A 15,860-nucleotide genomic window follows, 5' to 3' on the forward strand; every position below is an offset into this window, starting at 1 on the left:
CAGGCTCGGGCAGGGACAGGACCGGTCAGCGGTCACGCGCGGCGTGCCAGGGCACGCCAGTGCACGGCGCGGCACCGCCAGGCGGCCAGGCAGGTTCCCGGCGGCGCGGGCCCTCCCGCTCGGAGAGCGCGGCTTACTCATCGGCCCCCAGGGCGATCCGACCGTAGAGCCGGCCGCCTGGTTGGCGACCCTGAGCCACACCGACCTGAGCCGGATCCGGCGGACGCCGCCTGAGGGGGACGTCTCACGGAAGTCGACGGGCCAGGAAATTGTGTCGCCCGCGGAGTCGACCTTTGAGAAGGTCCTGAGTGCCCTGGAACTGCTGCGAAAGGAAGATCGTGCCGCGTGCTGTCACATTGATTCGCTCTGCCTCGCTGTCCGATGTCGCGGAGTACGCCTACGCGGCCACGGCCCCGGCCGAGTCGCGGCTGATCTTCCTGGCCGGAGCATGTCCCCTGAATGACGATGGCTCCACTGCGGCGATCGGGGACGTCGCGGGACAGGCGGCCAGAGCTGTGGAGAACATGCGGACCGCTCTGACGGACTCGGGCGCTTCACTGCACGATGTCATCAGCACCCGTGTTCTCGTTGCCTCTCACCGGCGGGAGGACCTGGTGACGGCGTGGGAGGTCGTCCGGGACGCGTTCGGTGACCACGACGTGCCCAGCACATTGATGGGCGTCACCGTGCTCGGCTATGACGGCCAGCTCGTAGAGATCGAAGCCATCGCCGCCGTGCTCGACTCCTGAGCCGACGGGCCATCCCGGCCGGGTCACGTCACGTCTCCGCACCGCGCTCGCCGGATCGGCCTGGCGGGCGGGGCTTCGGTCGTATCGGAGTACAGGGAGCTACAGGGAGCTGGGGATGACGGACGACGGTTTCATCGCGCTTCAGGGTGTCGAGAAGGTCTTCGAGGTGCGGAAGAAAGCGGGGTTTCTGAAGCGGGAGCGGCGTGCGGTGCGGGCGGTGGACGGGATCTCGTTCGCGGTGGCGCGGGGTGAGATGGTCGGCTACATCGGGCCGAATGGTGCCGGGAAGTCGACCACGATCAAGATGCTGACCGGCATCCTGACGCCGAGCGCGGGCCGGCTGCGGGTGGCCGGGATCGACCCGTCCCGGGAGCGGCGGCTGCTGGCGCACCGGATCGGGGTGGTGTTCGGGCAGCGGACCACGCTGTGGTGGGACCTGCCGCTGATCGACTCCTACCGGCTCGCGCACCGCATGTACCGCATCCCGGACGCCCGGTACCGCGAGAACCTGGACCGGCTGGTGGAACTGCTGGAGCTGGGCGACCTGTTGGACGTGCCGGTGCGGCAGCTGTCGCTGGGGCAGCGGATGCGCGGGGACATCGCGGCGGCGCTGCTGCACGACCCGGAGGTGCTGTACCTGGACGAGCCGACCATCGGACTGGATGTCGTCTCGAAGGCCAAGGTGCGGGGGTTTTTGAGAGAGTTGAACGCCGAGCGGGGTACTACCGTGCTGCTGACCACGCACGATCTCCAGGACATCGAGCAGTTGTGCTCCCGGGTGATGGTGATCGACCACGGGCGCCTGATGTACGACGGCCCGCTCGCCGGGCTGCACGAGGCCGGGGAGAGCGAGCGCACCCTGGTGGTGGACCTGGAGCGGGAACTACCGCCCGTCGAGGTGGAGTCGGCGCGGGTGGTGCGGGTGGAGGGGCCCCGGCAGTGGCTGGCGTTCCCGGCGGGCCGGTCGGCGGCGCCGCTGGTCGCGCGGCTGGCGGCGGAGTACCCGCTGGTGGACCTGTCGGTGCGGGAACCGGACATCGAGGCCGTCATCGCCAAGATGTACGCGGAGAAGGCCGTCTCGTAGGCTGCTGCCATGACCGACGACGCGAGTCCGGACCTGCGCGCCTCCGATGCCGACCGGGAGCGGGTGGCCGAGGTGCTGCGGGACGCGCTGGCCGAGGGCCGGCTCGACATGGCGGAGTTCGAGGAGCGGCTGGAGACGGCGTACACGGCACGCACGTACGGCGAACTGACCCCGCTCACCCGCGATCTGCCGGCCGGCGGCGCGGTGGCCCCGATGCCGGTGTCCTTCACCAAGTCGCCTGCGGTGAGCGGCCCTTGGGCGGACCGGATCGTCGGGGGCGAGGGTTCCTCGACGGGCGGGGTCGCGATCCTGTCGGGGTTCGAGCGCCGGGGCCGCTGGACGGTGCCGAGGCGGTTCTCGTGCTTCGCCTTCATGGGCGGTGGTGAGATCGACCTGCGCGAGGCGAACTTCGCGGACCGCGAGGTCGTCATCAACTGCGTGGCCGTGATGGGCGGGGTGCAGGTGACCGTGGAGCCGGGCGTCGAGGTCGTCGTGCGCGGCATCGGCGTCATGGGCGGTTTCGAGCACCCCCGTGACGACGGCACCCCGCCCGATCCCGGCGCCCCCCGAGTGGTGATCACCGGCTTCGCCTTCTGGGGCGGGGTCGGCGTGGAGCGCAAGGTGACCCGCGCCGAACGCCGCCGCCTGAAGGAGCAGCGGCGCCTGGAGAAGCTGGAGCGGCGCGAGCAGGAGGGAGAGGGGTGAGCGCGGTCCCTACGCCGTGCACACCTTCGTCAGTTCCCCCGCCGCGTCCGTGACCGGGCCGACGTCCGGCGTGCTGTCCCCGTCCTTGATCGCGGAGCGCACGTGGTCGACGGCCTTGCCCAGGCTGTCGACCGCCTTGTTGACGTCGGTGTCGTCCGTCCGGTCGCCGATCTTCCGCAGGTTCTTCTCGATGGCGTCGAGGGAGGCGTCGGCCTGCCCCGGATCGTTCGCGGCGTTCTCCACGGCCTGCTGGAGGTCGGTGACGCTGTCGGCTATGGCGTCGGCGGTGGTGACGCAGTCGAGCGCCTTGTCCACGGCGTCGCAGCCGGTGGTGAGACCGACGGTGAGTGCGGCGGCGGCCACGGCGGCGGCGATGCTGGTGACGCCACGGCGTCGTCGGCTGGCGGCCATGATGGCGGGTTCCCTCCCCTGGTACGGCTGGCCGGGCGCACCGGTCGGCTGGACCGGGCGCCCGTACCCGTAGGACGCCGTCCGGGGGTGGCGGGGTTGCCCGCGCGGGGACGGTTTCTTGGCCGTCCCTTTACCGTCCCGGCGCTGTGACGTCAGCCCTCCGTGCGGGTGGCCTCCAGCGCGGCCCGCTGGAGTCCGGCGAGTTCGGTGCAACCCGTGACGGCGAGGTCGAGCAGGGCGTCGAGTTCGGCGCGGGCGAACGGCTCGGCCTCGGCGGTGCCCTGGACCTCGACGAAGCGGCCGTCGCCGGTGCAGACGACGTTCATGTCGGTCTCGGCGCGCACGTCCTCCTCGTAGCAGAGGTCGAGCAGCGGGACGCCGCCGACGATGCCGACGGAGACGGCGGAGACGGTGCCGGTGAGCGGCTGGCGGCCGGCCTTGATCAGCTTCCGGCCCTGTGCCCAGGCGACGGCGTCGGCGAGGGCGACGTACGCGCCGGTGATGGCGGCGGTGCGGGTGCCGCCGTCGGCCTGGAGGACGTCGCAGTCGAGGACGATGGTGTTCTCGCCGAGCGCCTTGTAGTCGATGACGGCGCGCAGGGAACGGCCGATGAGCCGGGAGATCTCGTGGGTGCGGCCGCCGATCCGGCCCTTGACGGACTCGCGGTCGCCGCGGGTGTTGGTGGCGCGCGGCAGCATGGCGTACTCGGCGGTGACCCAGCCCTCGCCGCTGCCCTTGCGCCAGCGCGGGACGCCTTCGGTGACCGAGGCGGTGCAGAAGACCTTGGTGTCGCCGAAGGAGACGAGGACGGAGCCCTCGGCGTGCTTGCTCCAGCCGCGTTCGATGGTGACGGGGCGGAGCTGATCGGGGGTACGGCCGTCGATGCGAGACATGGCCCCGAGCCTATCCGGAGCGGGGCGAGGGGCTCCTCCCTCGGTGGGAAGAGCCCCTCGCGGGTGAACCGGGGGCCTCGCGGGGAGGCCCGGCGGGCTCACATCATGTCTTCGATCTCCGCGGCGATCGGGTCCGCGTCGGTGCCGATGACGACCTGGATGGCGGTACCCATCCTGACGACGCCGTGGGCGCCGGCGGCCTTCAGCGCGGTCTCGTCGACCAGGGAGGGGTCGTTCACCTCGGTCCGCAGCCGGGTGATGCAGCCCTCGACCTCGTCGATGTTGTCGATGCCGCCGAGCCCGGCGACGATCTTCTCAGCCTTGGTGGCCATGTTCCTTCTCCCTGATCCGAACCGCTTTGTCGCAGTAACCCACAGTTGGCCCATCTTCGCGAGCGGTTGTGCCGTCCGTGCCGAATGATGGCGATCACGACAGCGGAACCGTCCGAGGCTGGTCTACACCACTGCGCGGACGGTCGCCAAACCGCGTCCCGGTCGAGCGCGCCAGGGAGGGCCGCCATGAGCGCCGACAGCACGGTCAGCCCCGCGCGCAGCCGCTGGAACACCCTCTTCGGGGGCCTCCAGAAGATGGGCCGCAGCCTCCAGTTGCCGATCGCGGTGCTGCCGGCGGCGGGCCTGCTGATCGGGCTGGCGCAGCCGGGCGTGGTCGGCGCCGACGGGCTCGGCTGGACGACGGTGGCCAAGGTGATGCAGGGGGCGGGCGGCGCGCTGCTCGACGGTTCCCTCGGGCTGCCGCTGCTGTTCTGCGTGGGTGTGGCGATCGGCATGGCCAGGAAGGCGGACGGCTCGACGGCGCTCGCGGCGGTGGCGGGCTTCCTCGTCTACTACGGCGTGCTGCACCAGTTCCCGGAGGACTGCCCGGGCGGTTCGACGGCGGTGGCGAACGTCGGCTGCCAGGTGCGGGACGGGTCGGTGACGGCGTTCACCTTCCAGAACCCGGGGGTGTTCGGCGGCATCGTGATGGGGCTGCTGGCCGCGTTCTTCTGGGCCCGTTTCCACCGCACCAGGCTGGTGGACTGGCTCGGCTTCTTCAACGGCCGGCGGCTGGTGCCGATCATCATGGCGTTCGTCGCCATCCTGTTCGCGGCGCTGTGCCTGTGGGTGTGGCCGCCCATCGGCGGCGCGCTGGAGAGTTTCAGCCACTGGCTGCGCGACGCCGGGCCCTGGGGCGCGGGGCTGTTCGGCGTGGCCAACCGGGCGCTGCTGGTGGTCGGCCTGCACCAGTTCCTGAACGTGCCCATCTGGTTCCAGTTCGGCAGCTACACCAAGCCGGACGGCTCGGTCGTGCACGGCGACATCAGCATGTTCCTGGCGGGCGACCCGCACGCGGGCCAGTTCACCTCGGGGTTCTTCCCCATCATGATGTTCGCGCTGCCGGCCGCCGCGCTGGCGATCACCCACTGCGCGCGGCCCGAGCGCCGCAAGGAGGTCGGCGGTCTGATGCTGTCGGTGGCGCTGACCTCGTTCGTCACCGGCATCACCGAACCGCTGGAGTACTCGTTCCTGTTCATCGCCCCGTCCCTGTACGCGGTGCACGCGGTGCTCACCGGGGTGTCGATGGCGGTGACCTGGGCGCTCGGGGTGCACGACGGGTTCAGCTTCTCGGCCGGGCTGATCGACTACGTCATCAACTGGCACCTGGCGACCAAGCCGTGGCTGATCGTCCCGATCGGGCTGTGCTTCGCGGTGGTGTACTACGCCGTCTTCCGGTTCGCCATCACGCGCTTCGACCTGAAGACGCCGGGCCGGGAACCGGCCGACGAGGTCGAGGACGTCACCAAGGTCTGACCGCCCCTGACTACGACTGCTCCTGAGCGCTTCTGTCAAGGCGCGCGGGCACACAGCGCGTAGCGCCGCCGTAGCGGATTTCGTGGTTCCTTATCCCGCCTTCATCGTGCTACAACAGGTCTACACCACTGAGTGGTGTAGACCAGAGACGCTGCCGTCCCCTGCCATGGTTCCCGGGCGGCGCCTTGCCCGATGGAGGACCTCGTGACCACGGCCACCACCGCACCCGCGGCCGACAAGAAGAAGGGCGCCGGAGTCATGGCGGTGCTCCAGCGCATCGGCCGGAGCCTGATGCTGCCGGTCGCCGTGCTGCCCGCCGCCGCCCTCCTGGTGCGCCTCGGCAACGACGACATGCTGGGCAGGCCCGACTTCCCCGCCTTCCTCACGAAGATAGCCTCCTTCATGGCGGCCGGCGGAAACGCGATCCTCGACAACATGCCGCTGCTCTTCGCGGTCGGCATCGCGATCGGCTTCGCGAAGAAGTCGGACGGCTCGACCGCCCTCGCCGCGGTCGTCGGCTACCTGGTCTTCAAGAACGTGCTCGGTACGTTCACGGACAAGAACCTGCCCAAGGTCGCGACCGTCGTCGACGGCAAGATCGTGATGGTGAACGCCCCGGTGGACGCCAAGGTCCTCGGCGGTGTCGTGATGGGCATCGTGGTGGCCCTGCTCTACCAGCGCTTCCACCGCACCAAGCTGCCCGACTGGGCGGGCTTCTTCGGCGGCCGTCGCCTGGTGCCGATCCTGTCGGCCCTCGCCGGTCTCGTCATCGGCATCGTGTTCGGCTACATCTGGCCGGTCCTCGGCACCGGTCTGCACAACTTCGGTGAGTGGCTGGTCGGCTCGGGCGCGGTCGGCGCCGGCATCTTCGGTGTCGCCAACCGCGCGCTGATCCCGATCGGCATGCACCACCTGCTGAACTCCTTCCCGTGGTTCCAGGCCGGCGAGTACCACGGCAAGAGCGGCGACATCGGGCGCTTCCTGGCCGGCGACCCGACCGCGGGCCAGTTCATGACCGGCTTCTTCCCGATCATGATGTTCGCCCTGCCGGCCGCCTGCCTCGCGATCGTGCACTGCGCCCGCCCCGAGCGCCGCAAGGTCGTCGGCGGCATGATGTTCTCGCTGGCCCTGACGTCCTTCGTCACCGGTGTCACCGAGCCCATCGAGTTCACGTTCATGTTCATCGCGCCGGTCCTGTACGCGATCCACGCGGTCCTCACCGGTGTCTCCCTCGCGCTCACCTGGGCGCTGGGCATGAAGGACGGCTTCGGCTTCTCGGCCGGCGCGGTCGACTTCTTCCTCAACCTGGGCATCGCCAGCAACCCGTGGGGCCTGGTGCTGGTCGGCCTGTGCTTCGCGGCCGTCTACTACGTCGTCTTCCGCTTCGCCATCACGAAGTTCAACCTGCCCACCCCGGGCCGCGAGTCCGACGAGGAACTCGCCGAACTCCAGAAGGCGGAGGCCAAGTAGTCTCCCCCGCGCGACAGGAGAGGGCCCGGTCCATGGGGACCGGGCCCTCTTCGTCGTCCGCGGGGGCGGGGCGTCAGATCTCGTAGACCGCGCGCGGTGCCGCCAGTTCCACCGGGCCGGTGAAGGCGTCGCGGGCGTCGCGGAGGTTGGTCTCCGGGTCCGTCCACGGCGGGATGTGGGTGAGGACCAGGCGGCGGGCGCCCGCGCGGGCCGCGGTCTCGCCGGCCTCGCGGCCGTTGAGGTGCAGGTCCGGGATGCTCTCCTTGCCGTGCGTGAACGCGGCCTCGCACAGGAACAGGTCGGCGTCCCGGGCCAGCTCGTCCAGCGCCTCGGTGACACCCGTGTCGCCGGAGTAGACGAGGGTCCGGCCGCCGTGCTCGATCCGGATGCCGTACGCCTCCACGGGATGGCGGACCCGGTCGGTGTGCACCGTGAACGGGCCGATCTCGAAGGTGGAGGGCTTGACCGTGTGGAAGTCGAAGACCTCGCTCATCGAGGAGGCGGAGGGGGTGTCGGCGTAGGCCGTGGTCAGGCGGTGTTCGGTGCCCTCGGGGCCGTAGACCGGCAGCGGGTCGCAGCGTCCGCCCTCGTGGCGGTAGTAGCGCGCGACGAAGTACGCGAGCATGTCGATGCAGTGGTCGGCGTGCAGATGGCTGAGGTAGATCGCGTCGAGGTCGTAGAGACCGCAGTGGCGCTGCAGCTCGCCGAGGGCGCCGTTGCCCATGTCGAGGAGCAGCCGGAAGCCGTCGGCCTCGACGAGGTAGCTCGAACAGGCCGATTCCGCGGACGGGAACGACCCCGAGCAGCCGACGACGGTGAGCTTCATGAAGCAGAAACCTCCGTGGGCGGGAGATGCCGGTGGGCGGGACGAGGCCTCGGGGAGGGGGCCTCGCGACAGGGGGTGACGGGGGTCGTGCGGTCCGTCGAGCGTAAGGCGCGACAGCGCGGGTCGCTCCTTCGCCAGGGGCCGTTGTGGGCGAACTCACCTGTGCTGTCACCGGTTCGGCTGGACCGGGGGCGCATTCGGATCGCCGAAGGGCGCGCGCTCGTCGGCGCGCGCCGGTAACGTCGTCGTATGGACACGTCCTGGTGGCTGGCGCTCGCGGCGGTGGTACTCCTCGCGCTGGTCGCCACGCTGGTCGACGGCTGGGGACGGAGCCGCCGACCCGCCGGACGGCGGCTGCGGCCACCGGGCCGGCCCGGCACCCGGGGCGCGCGGACCGGACGGCCGGCCCCCGGCGACATCTGGTGGGCGAACGTGCCCTACGAGGACCGGCCCGACGCGAAGGACCGGCCCTGTCTGGTGCTGGCGGTGCGCGGCGACCGGGCGACGGTCGCGAAGATCACCAGCAAGTTCCACGACGAGCGGGCCGGGGTCATCCCGCTGCCGCCGGGCGCGGTGGGCGACGCCCGGGGCCGCCCGAGCTTCCTGGAGACCGACGAGCTGCGCGTGGTCCCGGTGGGCGACTTCCGGCGCCGGGTGGGCGTCGTCGACCCGGTCCTGTGGGACCAGGTACGGCACCTGGCCGGCTAGCCGACCCGCACGGTGACCCGCCACTCCTCGATGCCCTTGCAGGAGACCTGGTCCGTGGCGGTGGGTTCGGCGCACAGCGGGCGGGAGGACGTCAGGACCGCGTCCCCGCTGGTCACCGCCTGGAAGGCGGCGGTGGCGTCGCCGGGCCGCAGGACGAGGCCGGCGTTGATCGCCTTCAGGGTGCCGCCGCTCGCCGTGACCGGCTTCCAGGGGCGGCCCTCGGTGCCGTCGAGGGTGAGCCGGATCTCGCCGCCTTTGGTGAGGCAGACGCTGTGGCCGTTGTCGGCCGCGGTCAGGTCCGCACGGTCGGTGCAGGCGCCCCGCGAGGCGCTGGCGGAGTCGGACGGCGGCGTCGGTGACGGCGACACCTTGCCGTTGTCGCCGCTGCCCGTGCTCCCGCTCTGGGAGCCGCAGCCGGTGAGGAGCAGCGCTGTCGCCGCGAGGGCGGTGAGCGTCGTACGGCGCATGGGTCGTCCGCCTTTCTGCCGGGGGCGGCCGGCCGGGTCCGGGCCGGTTCGCTGGTACGGATGTGACGTACCACCGGCGCGGACGGATCCCGCACGCGGAGACGGACTTTCCGCGTGCGGGACCACGGGGGGTCGCTCAGCTGGTCGTCAGGGAGGTGTCGTCCACGACGAAGCTGGTCTGGAGCGAGGAGTCCTCGACCCCGTTGAACTTCAGGGTGACCGTCTGGCCCGCCAGCGAGGACAGGTCGAAGGTCTTCTGCGCGTACCCGGAGGCCTTGTTGGTGTTGGAGTAGGTCGCCAGGGTGGTCGAGCCCGCGGTCACCGTCAGCTTGTCGTAGGCGGTGCTACCGGTCTCGGCGGTGTCGATGTGCAGGTAGAAGCTGAGCGTGGCCTTGCAGCCGGCCGGGATCGTCACCGACTGGGAGAGCGTGTCGGTGTGCGAGGAGCCGTACCCGTCGAGCCAGGCCTTGTAGGAGCCGCCGTGCGCCGCCTCACCGCTGTCGGTGGTGATGACGCCGCTGGAGCCGGTCCAGCCGGTGTTGCCCGACTCGAAGCCCGGGTTGGCCAGCAGCTGGGACGAGGAGCAGGTGCCGCCACCGCCGGAGCCGACCGTCCAGGTGAAGGAGGTGGAGCCGGTGGCGCCGGTGGAGTCCTTGGCGGTGACGGTGACCTGGTAGGTGCCGGCGGTGGACGCCGTACCGGAGATCAGGCCGGTGGAGCTGTTGATGGACAGGCCGGTGGGCAGGCCGGTGGCGCTGTAGGTGAGGGCCGCGCCCGCGCTGTCGGTGGCCGTGATCTGCAGGCTCGCCGAACCGCCGGTGGTGGTGGACTGGCTGCCCGGGTTGGTGACGCTCACGGTGGTGCCGGTGCCGCCGCCCGAGGTGAAGGCGGTGGTGCCGTTCGGGGTGCCCCAGCCGGTCGGGCCGTCGTAGCCGGCGGTCGCGGTGCAGAAGTACGACGGCGAGCAGGAGCCGTTGTTGCCGCTGGTCACGTCGTACAGGTTGGCGGTGTGGGAGTACGGGTACTTCGCCGGGTAGTCGCTCGCGCCCGGGGTGCCGGCGAGGGCGTAGACGCCGGCGATGATCGGCGAGGAGGCGCTGGTGCCGCCGTAGACCGCCCAGCCGGAGCCGCCGTAGGTGTCGTAGACCGCGACGCCGGTGGCCGGGTCGGCGACCGCGGAGACGTCGGCCTCCATGCGCTTGGAGCAGCCGGTGTCGGTCTGCCAGCTCGGCTTCGGGTCGTAGGCCGAGCAGCCGGAGCCGGTGCCCTCGGTGGAGTTGGTCTTCCAGACCGACTCGCTCCAGCCGCGGGAGTTGGAGGCGGTGCTCAGCGCGGTGCCGCCGACGGCGGTCACGTACTGCGAGGTCGCCGGGTACTCGGCACCGTAGGCGGAGTCACCGGAGGAGACGGTGATCGCGACGCCCGGGTGCTTGAAGTACTGGGTGTCCTCGGTGGTCTGGTTGGACGCCTCGTCGCCGCCCCAGCTGTTGGAGACGAACTTGGCGCCGAGCGAGACGGCCTCGTTCTCGGCGATGCCGAGGTCGGTGTCGTTGGCGGAGTTCGCCTCGACCAGGTCGATGTCGCAGTTGGGGCAGACCGCGCTGACCATGTCGATGTCGAGCGCCTCCTCACCCGCCCAGCCGCTGTCGTTCGTCGGCAGGGAGCTGGTGGAGCCGGTCTGGCTGACCTGCTTGAAGCAGCCGTTGGCCTTGGTGCAGGCGGACAGGCCGAACTGCGAGCGGTAGGTGGCCAGGTCGGACTCGGCGTTGGGGTCGTTGTAGGCGTCGACCACCGCGACCGTCAGGCCGGAGCCGCCGGTGCTGGGCAGGTTGTAGGCGCTGTGCAGGTTGGCCGGGGAGAGACCGGAGGGCGCGGCGGCGGCGAGCGCGGAGGCGAGCCGCTGCTTGATGTCGGTGCGCCGCTGGGCGAAGCAGGAGGCCTCGCCGTGCTGGGCGGTGGCGCACAGGTGGGTCGTGGGGACCTGCTGGCCGGCCTTGCCGGTCGCGTGGAAGGTCTGCCGCTCGGGGGCGGTCAGCGCCTTGGCGTTCTGGGTGGCCTTGGTCGTGTGGGGGTGCGCGGCGGCGGGCTGGGCCGCCCCCGCCGTCGGGGCCGCGGCGAAGCCGGCGACCGTGAGGGCGAGGGCGGGGAAGGCGACGGCGAGGAGTCGGCGGGGACTCCGTCTCCGGCTGCTCGGGCGTGACTCACGCATGGGGGTACTGCCTCCGTTGACGTGGGGTTGCGCACTGATGGGGCAGCCCGTGACGCGCGTAGCGGCGGCGGAACCGCGCAGTCATGAGCATGACATTCCACACCCCTGCCACTAGGGTGATCGTGACATGACAGGGTGCGCCTGGAACGTAGCCCCGGGTCACCGGGAGGCGGCAGTGCCGGAGGGATTTCTTTGCCCCTCCATAGGATGAGATTGGCCCCCTCATGGAGGGGGCTGGGACGTGCTTGAGGGGTTCTAGGCCCAGAGCTGACCGTGCAGCGTCTCGATGGCCTCCTCGGTGGTGGCCGCCGTGTAGACGCCGGTGGACAGGTACTTCCAGCCGCCGTCGGCGACCACGAAGACGATGTCGGCGCTCTCCCCCGCCGCGACCGCCTTCCTCCCGACGCCGATCGCCGCGTGCAGCGCGGCACCGGTGGAGACGCCCGCGAAGATGCCCTCCTGCTGGAGGAGTTCCCGGGTGCGGGTGACCGCGTCGGCCGAGCCGACCGAGAAACGGGTGGTGAGCACGGAGGCGTCGTACAGCTCGGGGACGAAGCCCTCGTCGAGGTTGCGCAGTCCGTAGACCAGGTCGTCGTAGCGCGGCTCGGCGGCCACGATCCTCACGTCCGGCTTGTGCTCACGCAGATAGCGGCCGACGCCCATGAGCGTGCCGGTGGTGCCGAGGCCCGCCACGAAGTGGGTGACCGAGGGCAGGTCGGCGAGGATCTCCGGGCCGGTGCCGGCGTAGTGCGCGCCCGCGTTGTCCGGGTTGCCGTACTGGTAGAGCATCACCCAGTCCGGGTGCTCGGCGGCCAGTTCCTTGGCCACGCGTACGGCGGTGTTGGAGCCGCCCGCGGCCGGTGAGGGGATGATCTCCGCGCCCCACATGCCGAGCAGGTCCCGGCGCTCCCGCGAGGTGTTCTCGGGCATCACGCACACCATGCGGTAGCCCTTGAGCTTGGCCGCCATCGCGAGCGAGATGCCGGTGTTGCCGGAGGTGGGCTCCAGGATGGTGCGGCCCGGGGTGAGCCGGCCGTCCTTCTCGGCCTGCTCGATCATGTGCAGGGCGGGGCGGTCCTTGACCGAGCCGGTCGGGTTGCGGTCCTCCAGCTTGGCCCAGATCGAGACCTCGGGGGACGGCGACAGCCGCGGCAGGCGCACCAGAGGGGTGTTGCCCACCGCGGCCAGCGGGGAGTCGTAGCGCATCGCGGTGCGGCGGCCGGTCAGCGCATGCCGCCGGCGACGGCCGGCAGGATCGTCACGGTGTCGCCGTCGGTCAGCTTGGTGTCGATGCCGTCGAGGAAGCGGACGTCCTCGTCGTTCAGGTACACGTTGACGAAGCGGCGCAGCTGGCCGCCGTCCACGACGCGGCCCTGGATGCCCGCGTGCCGGGTGTCGAGGTCGGCGAACAGCTCGGCGAGGGTGTTCCCGGTGCCCTCCACCGCCTTCCGGCCGTCGGTGTAGGTGCGGAGGATGGTGGGGATGCGGACCTCGATGGCCATGGTTGCGGGCTCCTGTCGGAAGTGTCGTCGGGGCTGCGGACTCGGTACGTCAGCAGAAGGCGCGCACCACAGTCGAAACCATGGGCTCATCGTATCGATTCCCGGTCCGCCTTCCGGAAGACGATCCCACATGGCGGACGGGATTCGACCGTACCGTGAGATCAGTACGCGTCCACAACCTTGACCTCCTCCTCCGTGACCTCGCCGTCCAGGATGCGGAAGGAACGGAACTGGAACTCGCCGAGGCCGTCGGCGTCCGCGGTGGAGACCAGCACGTAGTGGGCACCGGGCTCGTTCGCGTAGCCGATGTCGGTGCGGGAGGGGTAGGCCTCGGTGGCGGTGTGCGAGTGGTAGATGACCACCGGCTCCTCGTCGCGGTCGTCGAGATCGCGGTAGAGCCTGAGCAGGTCCTGCGAGTCGAACTCGTAGAAGGTGGGCGAGCGGGCCGCGTTCAGCATCGGGACGAAGCGCTCGGGGCGGTCGGTGCCCGCCGGTCCGGCCAGCACGCCGCACGCCTCGTCGGGGTGGTCCGCGCGCGCGTGGGCGACGATCCGGTCGTACAGGGCCTGGGTCAGGGTCAGCATGCGGGCCAGGATAAGCACAGGGCAGCCCCGTACCGAGGGGTGGTACGGGGCTGCCCATATGGCGGACGTCCCGGGGTGGTTCTGCCGGTGGTCAGCCCACCTTTTCCAGCTCCGGCGCGCCGCGCTCGCCGATCTCCGGGTTGCGGTTCTTGAGCACCATCCAGCCGACGCCCAGCGCGAGCGCCCAGACCGCCATCACGTACAGGCAGATACGGGAGTCGGCGTCGTACGCGATCAGGCCGGTGACGAAGAGCAGGAAGGCTATGGCCACGTACGAGCACTTCGCGCCGCCCGGCGCCGGGAAGGACGAGGCGGGCAGCCGCCCCGCGTCCACCGCGCGGCGGTACCGGACGTGGCTGACCAGGATCATCAGCCAGGTCCAGATGCCGGCCGCGGTGGCGACGGAGGTGACGTAGCCGAAGGCCTTCTCCGGGACGACGTAGTTCAGGATCACGCCGATGCCCATGAACAGCACCGAGACGGTGATGCCGAGGGCGGGGGTCTTGGTGGAGGACAGCTTGGAGAAGACGCGCGGGGCCTCGCCGTTGTCCGCGAGGGTGCGCAGCATGCGGCCGGTGGAGTACATGCCGGAGTTGCACGAGGACAGGGCCGCGGTGAGCACCACGAAGTTGACGATGCCGGCGCCGGCCGGGATGCCGATGACGGCGAACGCCTTCACGAAGGGGCTCACCCCGTCGGCGAACTCGGTCCACTTCACCACGCACAGGATGACCGAGAGGGCACCGACGTAGAACAGCGCGATGCGCCAGGGCAGGGTGTTGATCGCCTTCGGGAGGGTCTTCTCCGGGTTCTCCGACTCGCCCGCGGTGACGCCGACCAGCTCGACGGCGAGGTAGGCGAACATCACGCCCTGGAGGGTCATCAGCGAGGAGCCGACGCCCTTGGGGAAGAAGCCGTCGAACTGCCACAGGTTCGACACCGTGGCGGTGTCGCCGGCGGCGCTGAAGCCGAAGGTGAGCACGCCAAGACCGATCACGATCATGCCGATGAGGGCGGTGACCTTGACCATCGAGAACCAGAACTCGATCTCGCCGAACAGCTTGACGGAGATCAGGTTGGCCACGAACAGGACCACGAGGAAGACCAGGGCCGTCACCCACTGCGGGACGCCCGGGAACCAGTAGTTGACGTAGATGGCGGCGGCGGTCAGCTCGGCCATGCCGGTGACCACCCACATCAGCCAGTACGTCCAGCCGGTGAAGTAACCGAAGAACGGGCCGAGGAACTCACGCGAGTACTCCGCGAAGGACCCGGAGACCGGGCGGTAGAGCAGCAGCTCGCCCAGGGCCCGCATGATGAAGAAGATGATCAGGCCCGCGAGGGCGTACATGAGGATCAGGCTGGGGCCGGCCTTGGCGATGTTCGCCCCGGCTCCCAGGAACAGGCCGACGCCGATCGCGCCGCCGATCGCGATCATCTGGACCTGACGGCTGCCGAGCCCGCGCTCGTAGCCCTCCTCAGGGGCTTCGGTGACCTTCTCAGAGGTCATGTGTGGTGCGCCTTTCTCCATGCCGATCCGGGCCTTTCGTCGGCCTCGGATCGGGTTTCGATCCCCCCGGATGATGGAGCTGTTGCCTGGCCGACGGTCGCCGGCTCGGTGGCGCACCCGGCCTGGACATGGGTGGTGTCGGCCGGGCGGTCGTGAAGATTTATCACGGCCGCAATATTGATCACAGAGGGGCGTTGTGGCGCATTACACAGGGAAAAGCGGACAAAGAGCGCCCGATCGCGGCAAACCCGACCACAACGGTGACGGGATCGTTATCCGGATTTGAGCGTCCGCTGAGCGAACTACATAAGGGGAATTCCAGCCATTCACGGCATGAGGGTGGTCACCAGGGTCTCCTGGAGGCCGCCCAGCCACAGATAGGCCATCACCATGGGCTTGCGCGGGTCGTCGTCCGGGAGCCGGTAGAGCAGTTCCGTGTCGTCCTCGTCGCCGATCTCCAGCCGCGCGCCGATCGCGAGCCGCAGGTCGTTCAGGGAGCCGAGCCACTGCCGGGACTCCTCCGGGGTCAGCTTGAGCACCGCCCCGCCCGCGTCCACCGGCGCGAGCGCGTCCAGGGTGCGGACCACCGCGAGCGCGTTCTCCCGCTTGCCGGCCCTGAGGTCGTTCTCGGTGTAGCGGCGGAACTCGGCGGAGTGCGCCTGCCGCTCCGCCGCCTCGGCGGGCGAGCCGGGGGTCTGCTCCGGGTCGCTGTAGGCGTCCGGGAAGAGCCGGCGCAGCACCGGGTCGGCGGGGGGCTCGCTCGGCCCCTCCGCGAACAGCTCGGCGAGCGGGTCGGCGGGCGTGTCGGCGCCCGGGCCGGGTCCGACCAGCTCCAGGAGCTGGACCGCCAGCGAGCGGATGATGGAGATCTCGACGTCGTCGAGGGCGACGGCCGCGCCGCCGCCGGGAAGCGGTTCGAAGTGTCCGGGCATCA

Annotated in this window: 17 protein-coding genes; 6 read left to right on the plus strand and 11 right to left on the minus strand. The window is 70.6% G+C overall.

The features are described from left to right. Positions 1-338: 338 nt before the first annotated feature. The 3 genes from NX794_RS14810 to NX794_RS14820 all read left to right on the plus strand — a co-directional run bounded on the left by NX794_RS14810 (position 339) and on the right by NX794_RS14820 (position 2,538). Positions 339-749, plus strand: a complete 411-nt coding sequence (locus NX794_RS14810; protein ID WP_258778982.1) for a RidA family protein — start codon at positions 339-341, stop codon at positions 747-749. A gap of 115 nt (positions 750-864) precedes the next feature. Continuing rightward, complete coding sequence (locus NX794_RS14815; RefSeq protein WP_258778983.1) at positions 865-1,833, plus strand: ABC transporter ATP-binding protein; 969 nt, start codon at positions 865-867, stop codon at positions 1,831-1,833. Between the two features lie 9 nt (positions 1,834-1,842). After that, entirely contained in the window at positions 1,843-2,538 is a 696-nt protein-coding gene (locus tag NX794_RS14820; RefSeq protein WP_258778984.1) for a DUF1707 SHOCT-like domain-containing protein, read from the plus strand. Positions 2,539-2,547: 9 nt separating this feature from the next. Here the strand turns inward: NX794_RS14820 and NX794_RS14825 are convergent, their stop codons facing one another. The 3 genes from NX794_RS14825 to NX794_RS14835 form a co-directional block, all read right to left on the minus strand. Further along, positions 2,548-2,949: a prefoldin domain-containing protein gene (locus tag NX794_RS14825; RefSeq protein ID WP_258778985.1), complete on the minus strand. Its 402-nt coding sequence runs from the start codon at positions 2,947-2,949 to the stop codon at positions 2,548-2,550. 152 nt (positions 2,950-3,101) lie between these two features. Then, positions 3,102-3,842 carry a ribonuclease PH gene (rph, locus tag NX794_RS14830; protein ID WP_258778986.1) on the minus strand — a complete coding sequence of 247 codons (741 nt, stop codon included), beginning with the start codon at positions 3,840-3,842 and terminating at the stop codon, positions 3,102-3,104. A gap of 98 nt (positions 3,843-3,940) precedes the next feature. Further along, positions 3,941-4,174 carry a PTS sugar transporter subunit IIB gene (locus NX794_RS14835; protein WP_258778987.1) on the minus strand — a complete coding sequence of 78 codons (234 nt, stop codon included), beginning with the start codon at positions 4,172-4,174 and terminating at the stop codon, positions 3,941-3,943. 186 nt (positions 4,175-4,360) lie between these two features. Between NX794_RS14835 and NX794_RS14840 the strand changes: the two genes are divergently transcribed. Then, positions 4,361-5,650 carry a PTS transporter subunit EIIC gene (locus NX794_RS14840; protein WP_258778988.1) on the plus strand — a complete coding sequence of 430 codons (1,290 nt, stop codon included), beginning with the start codon at positions 4,361-4,363 and terminating at the stop codon, positions 5,648-5,650. Positions 5,651-5,854: 204 nt separating this feature from the next. Further along, positions 5,855-7,120, plus strand: coding sequence for a PTS transporter subunit EIIC (locus NX794_RS14845; RefSeq protein ID WP_258778989.1), 1,266 nt, complete (start codon positions 5,855-5,857; stop codon positions 7,118-7,120). Positions 7,121-7,193: 73 nt separating this feature from the next. On the opposite strand, the gene NX794_RS14850 is transcribed toward NX794_RS14845, so the two are convergent. Next, the gene (locus NX794_RS14850; protein ID WP_258778990.1) at positions 7,194-7,946 is read right to left on the minus strand and encodes an MBL fold metallo-hydrolase; all 753 of its coding nucleotides are present in this window, start codon (positions 7,944-7,946) and stop codon (positions 7,194-7,196) included. Positions 7,947-8,195: 249 nt separating this feature from the next. Here NX794_RS14850 and NX794_RS14855 point away from each other — a divergent pair, with 249 nt between their 5' ends. Then, complete coding sequence (locus NX794_RS14855; RefSeq protein WP_258778991.1) at positions 8,196-8,654, plus strand: type II toxin-antitoxin system PemK/MazF family toxin; 459 nt, start codon at positions 8,196-8,198, stop codon at positions 8,652-8,654. Here NX794_RS14855 and NX794_RS14860 read toward each other — a convergent pair. The 7 genes from NX794_RS14860 to NX794_RS14890 all read right to left on the minus strand — a co-directional run bounded on the left by NX794_RS14860 (position 8,651) and on the right by NX794_RS14890 (position 15,858). Further along, entirely contained in the window at positions 8,651-9,121 is a 471-nt protein-coding gene (locus NX794_RS14860; protein ID WP_258778992.1) for a hypothetical protein, read from the minus strand. The genes NX794_RS14855 and NX794_RS14860 overlap by 4 nt on opposite strands. 136 nt (positions 9,122-9,257) lie before the next feature. Continuing rightward, on the minus strand, positions 9,258-11,330 hold the full coding sequence (locus tag NX794_RS14865) for a putative Ig domain-containing protein (RefSeq protein ID WP_258778993.1): 2,073 nt from the start codon (positions 11,328-11,330) through the stop codon (positions 9,258-9,260). Positions 11,331-11,585: 255 nt separating this feature from the next. After that, entirely contained in the window at positions 11,586-12,536 is a 951-nt protein-coding gene (locus tag NX794_RS14870; protein ID WP_258778994.1) for a PLP-dependent cysteine synthase family protein, read from the minus strand. Positions 12,537-12,553: 17 nt separating this feature from the next. Further along, positions 12,554-12,832: a MoaD/ThiS family protein gene (locus NX794_RS14875; protein ID WP_258778995.1), complete on the minus strand. Its 279-nt coding sequence runs from the start codon at positions 12,830-12,832 to the stop codon at positions 12,554-12,556. Between the two features lie 161 nt (positions 12,833-12,993). After that, positions 12,994-13,416, minus strand: coding sequence for a M67 family metallopeptidase (locus tag NX794_RS14880; RefSeq protein WP_258778996.1), 423 nt, complete (start codon positions 13,414-13,416; stop codon positions 12,994-12,996). 91 nt (positions 13,417-13,507) lie between these two features. Further along, on the minus strand, positions 13,508-14,926 hold the full coding sequence (locus tag NX794_RS14885; protein WP_258778997.1) for an amino acid permease: 1,419 nt from the start codon (positions 14,924-14,926) through the stop codon (positions 13,508-13,510). Between the two features lie 326 nt (positions 14,927-15,252). Further along, positions 15,253-15,858 carry a DUF2017 domain-containing protein gene (locus tag NX794_RS14890; protein ID WP_258778998.1) on the minus strand — a complete coding sequence of 202 codons (606 nt, stop codon included), beginning with the start codon at positions 15,856-15,858 and terminating at the stop codon, positions 15,253-15,255. Between the last annotated feature and the right edge of the window lie 2 nt (positions 15,859-15,860).

Origin of the sequence: Streptomyces pyxinicus, from assembly GCF_024753135.1 — a bacterium.
GTDB classification, from domain to species: domain Bacteria; phylum Actinomycetota; class Actinomycetes; order Streptomycetales; family Streptomycetaceae; genus Streptomyces; species Streptomyces pyxinicus.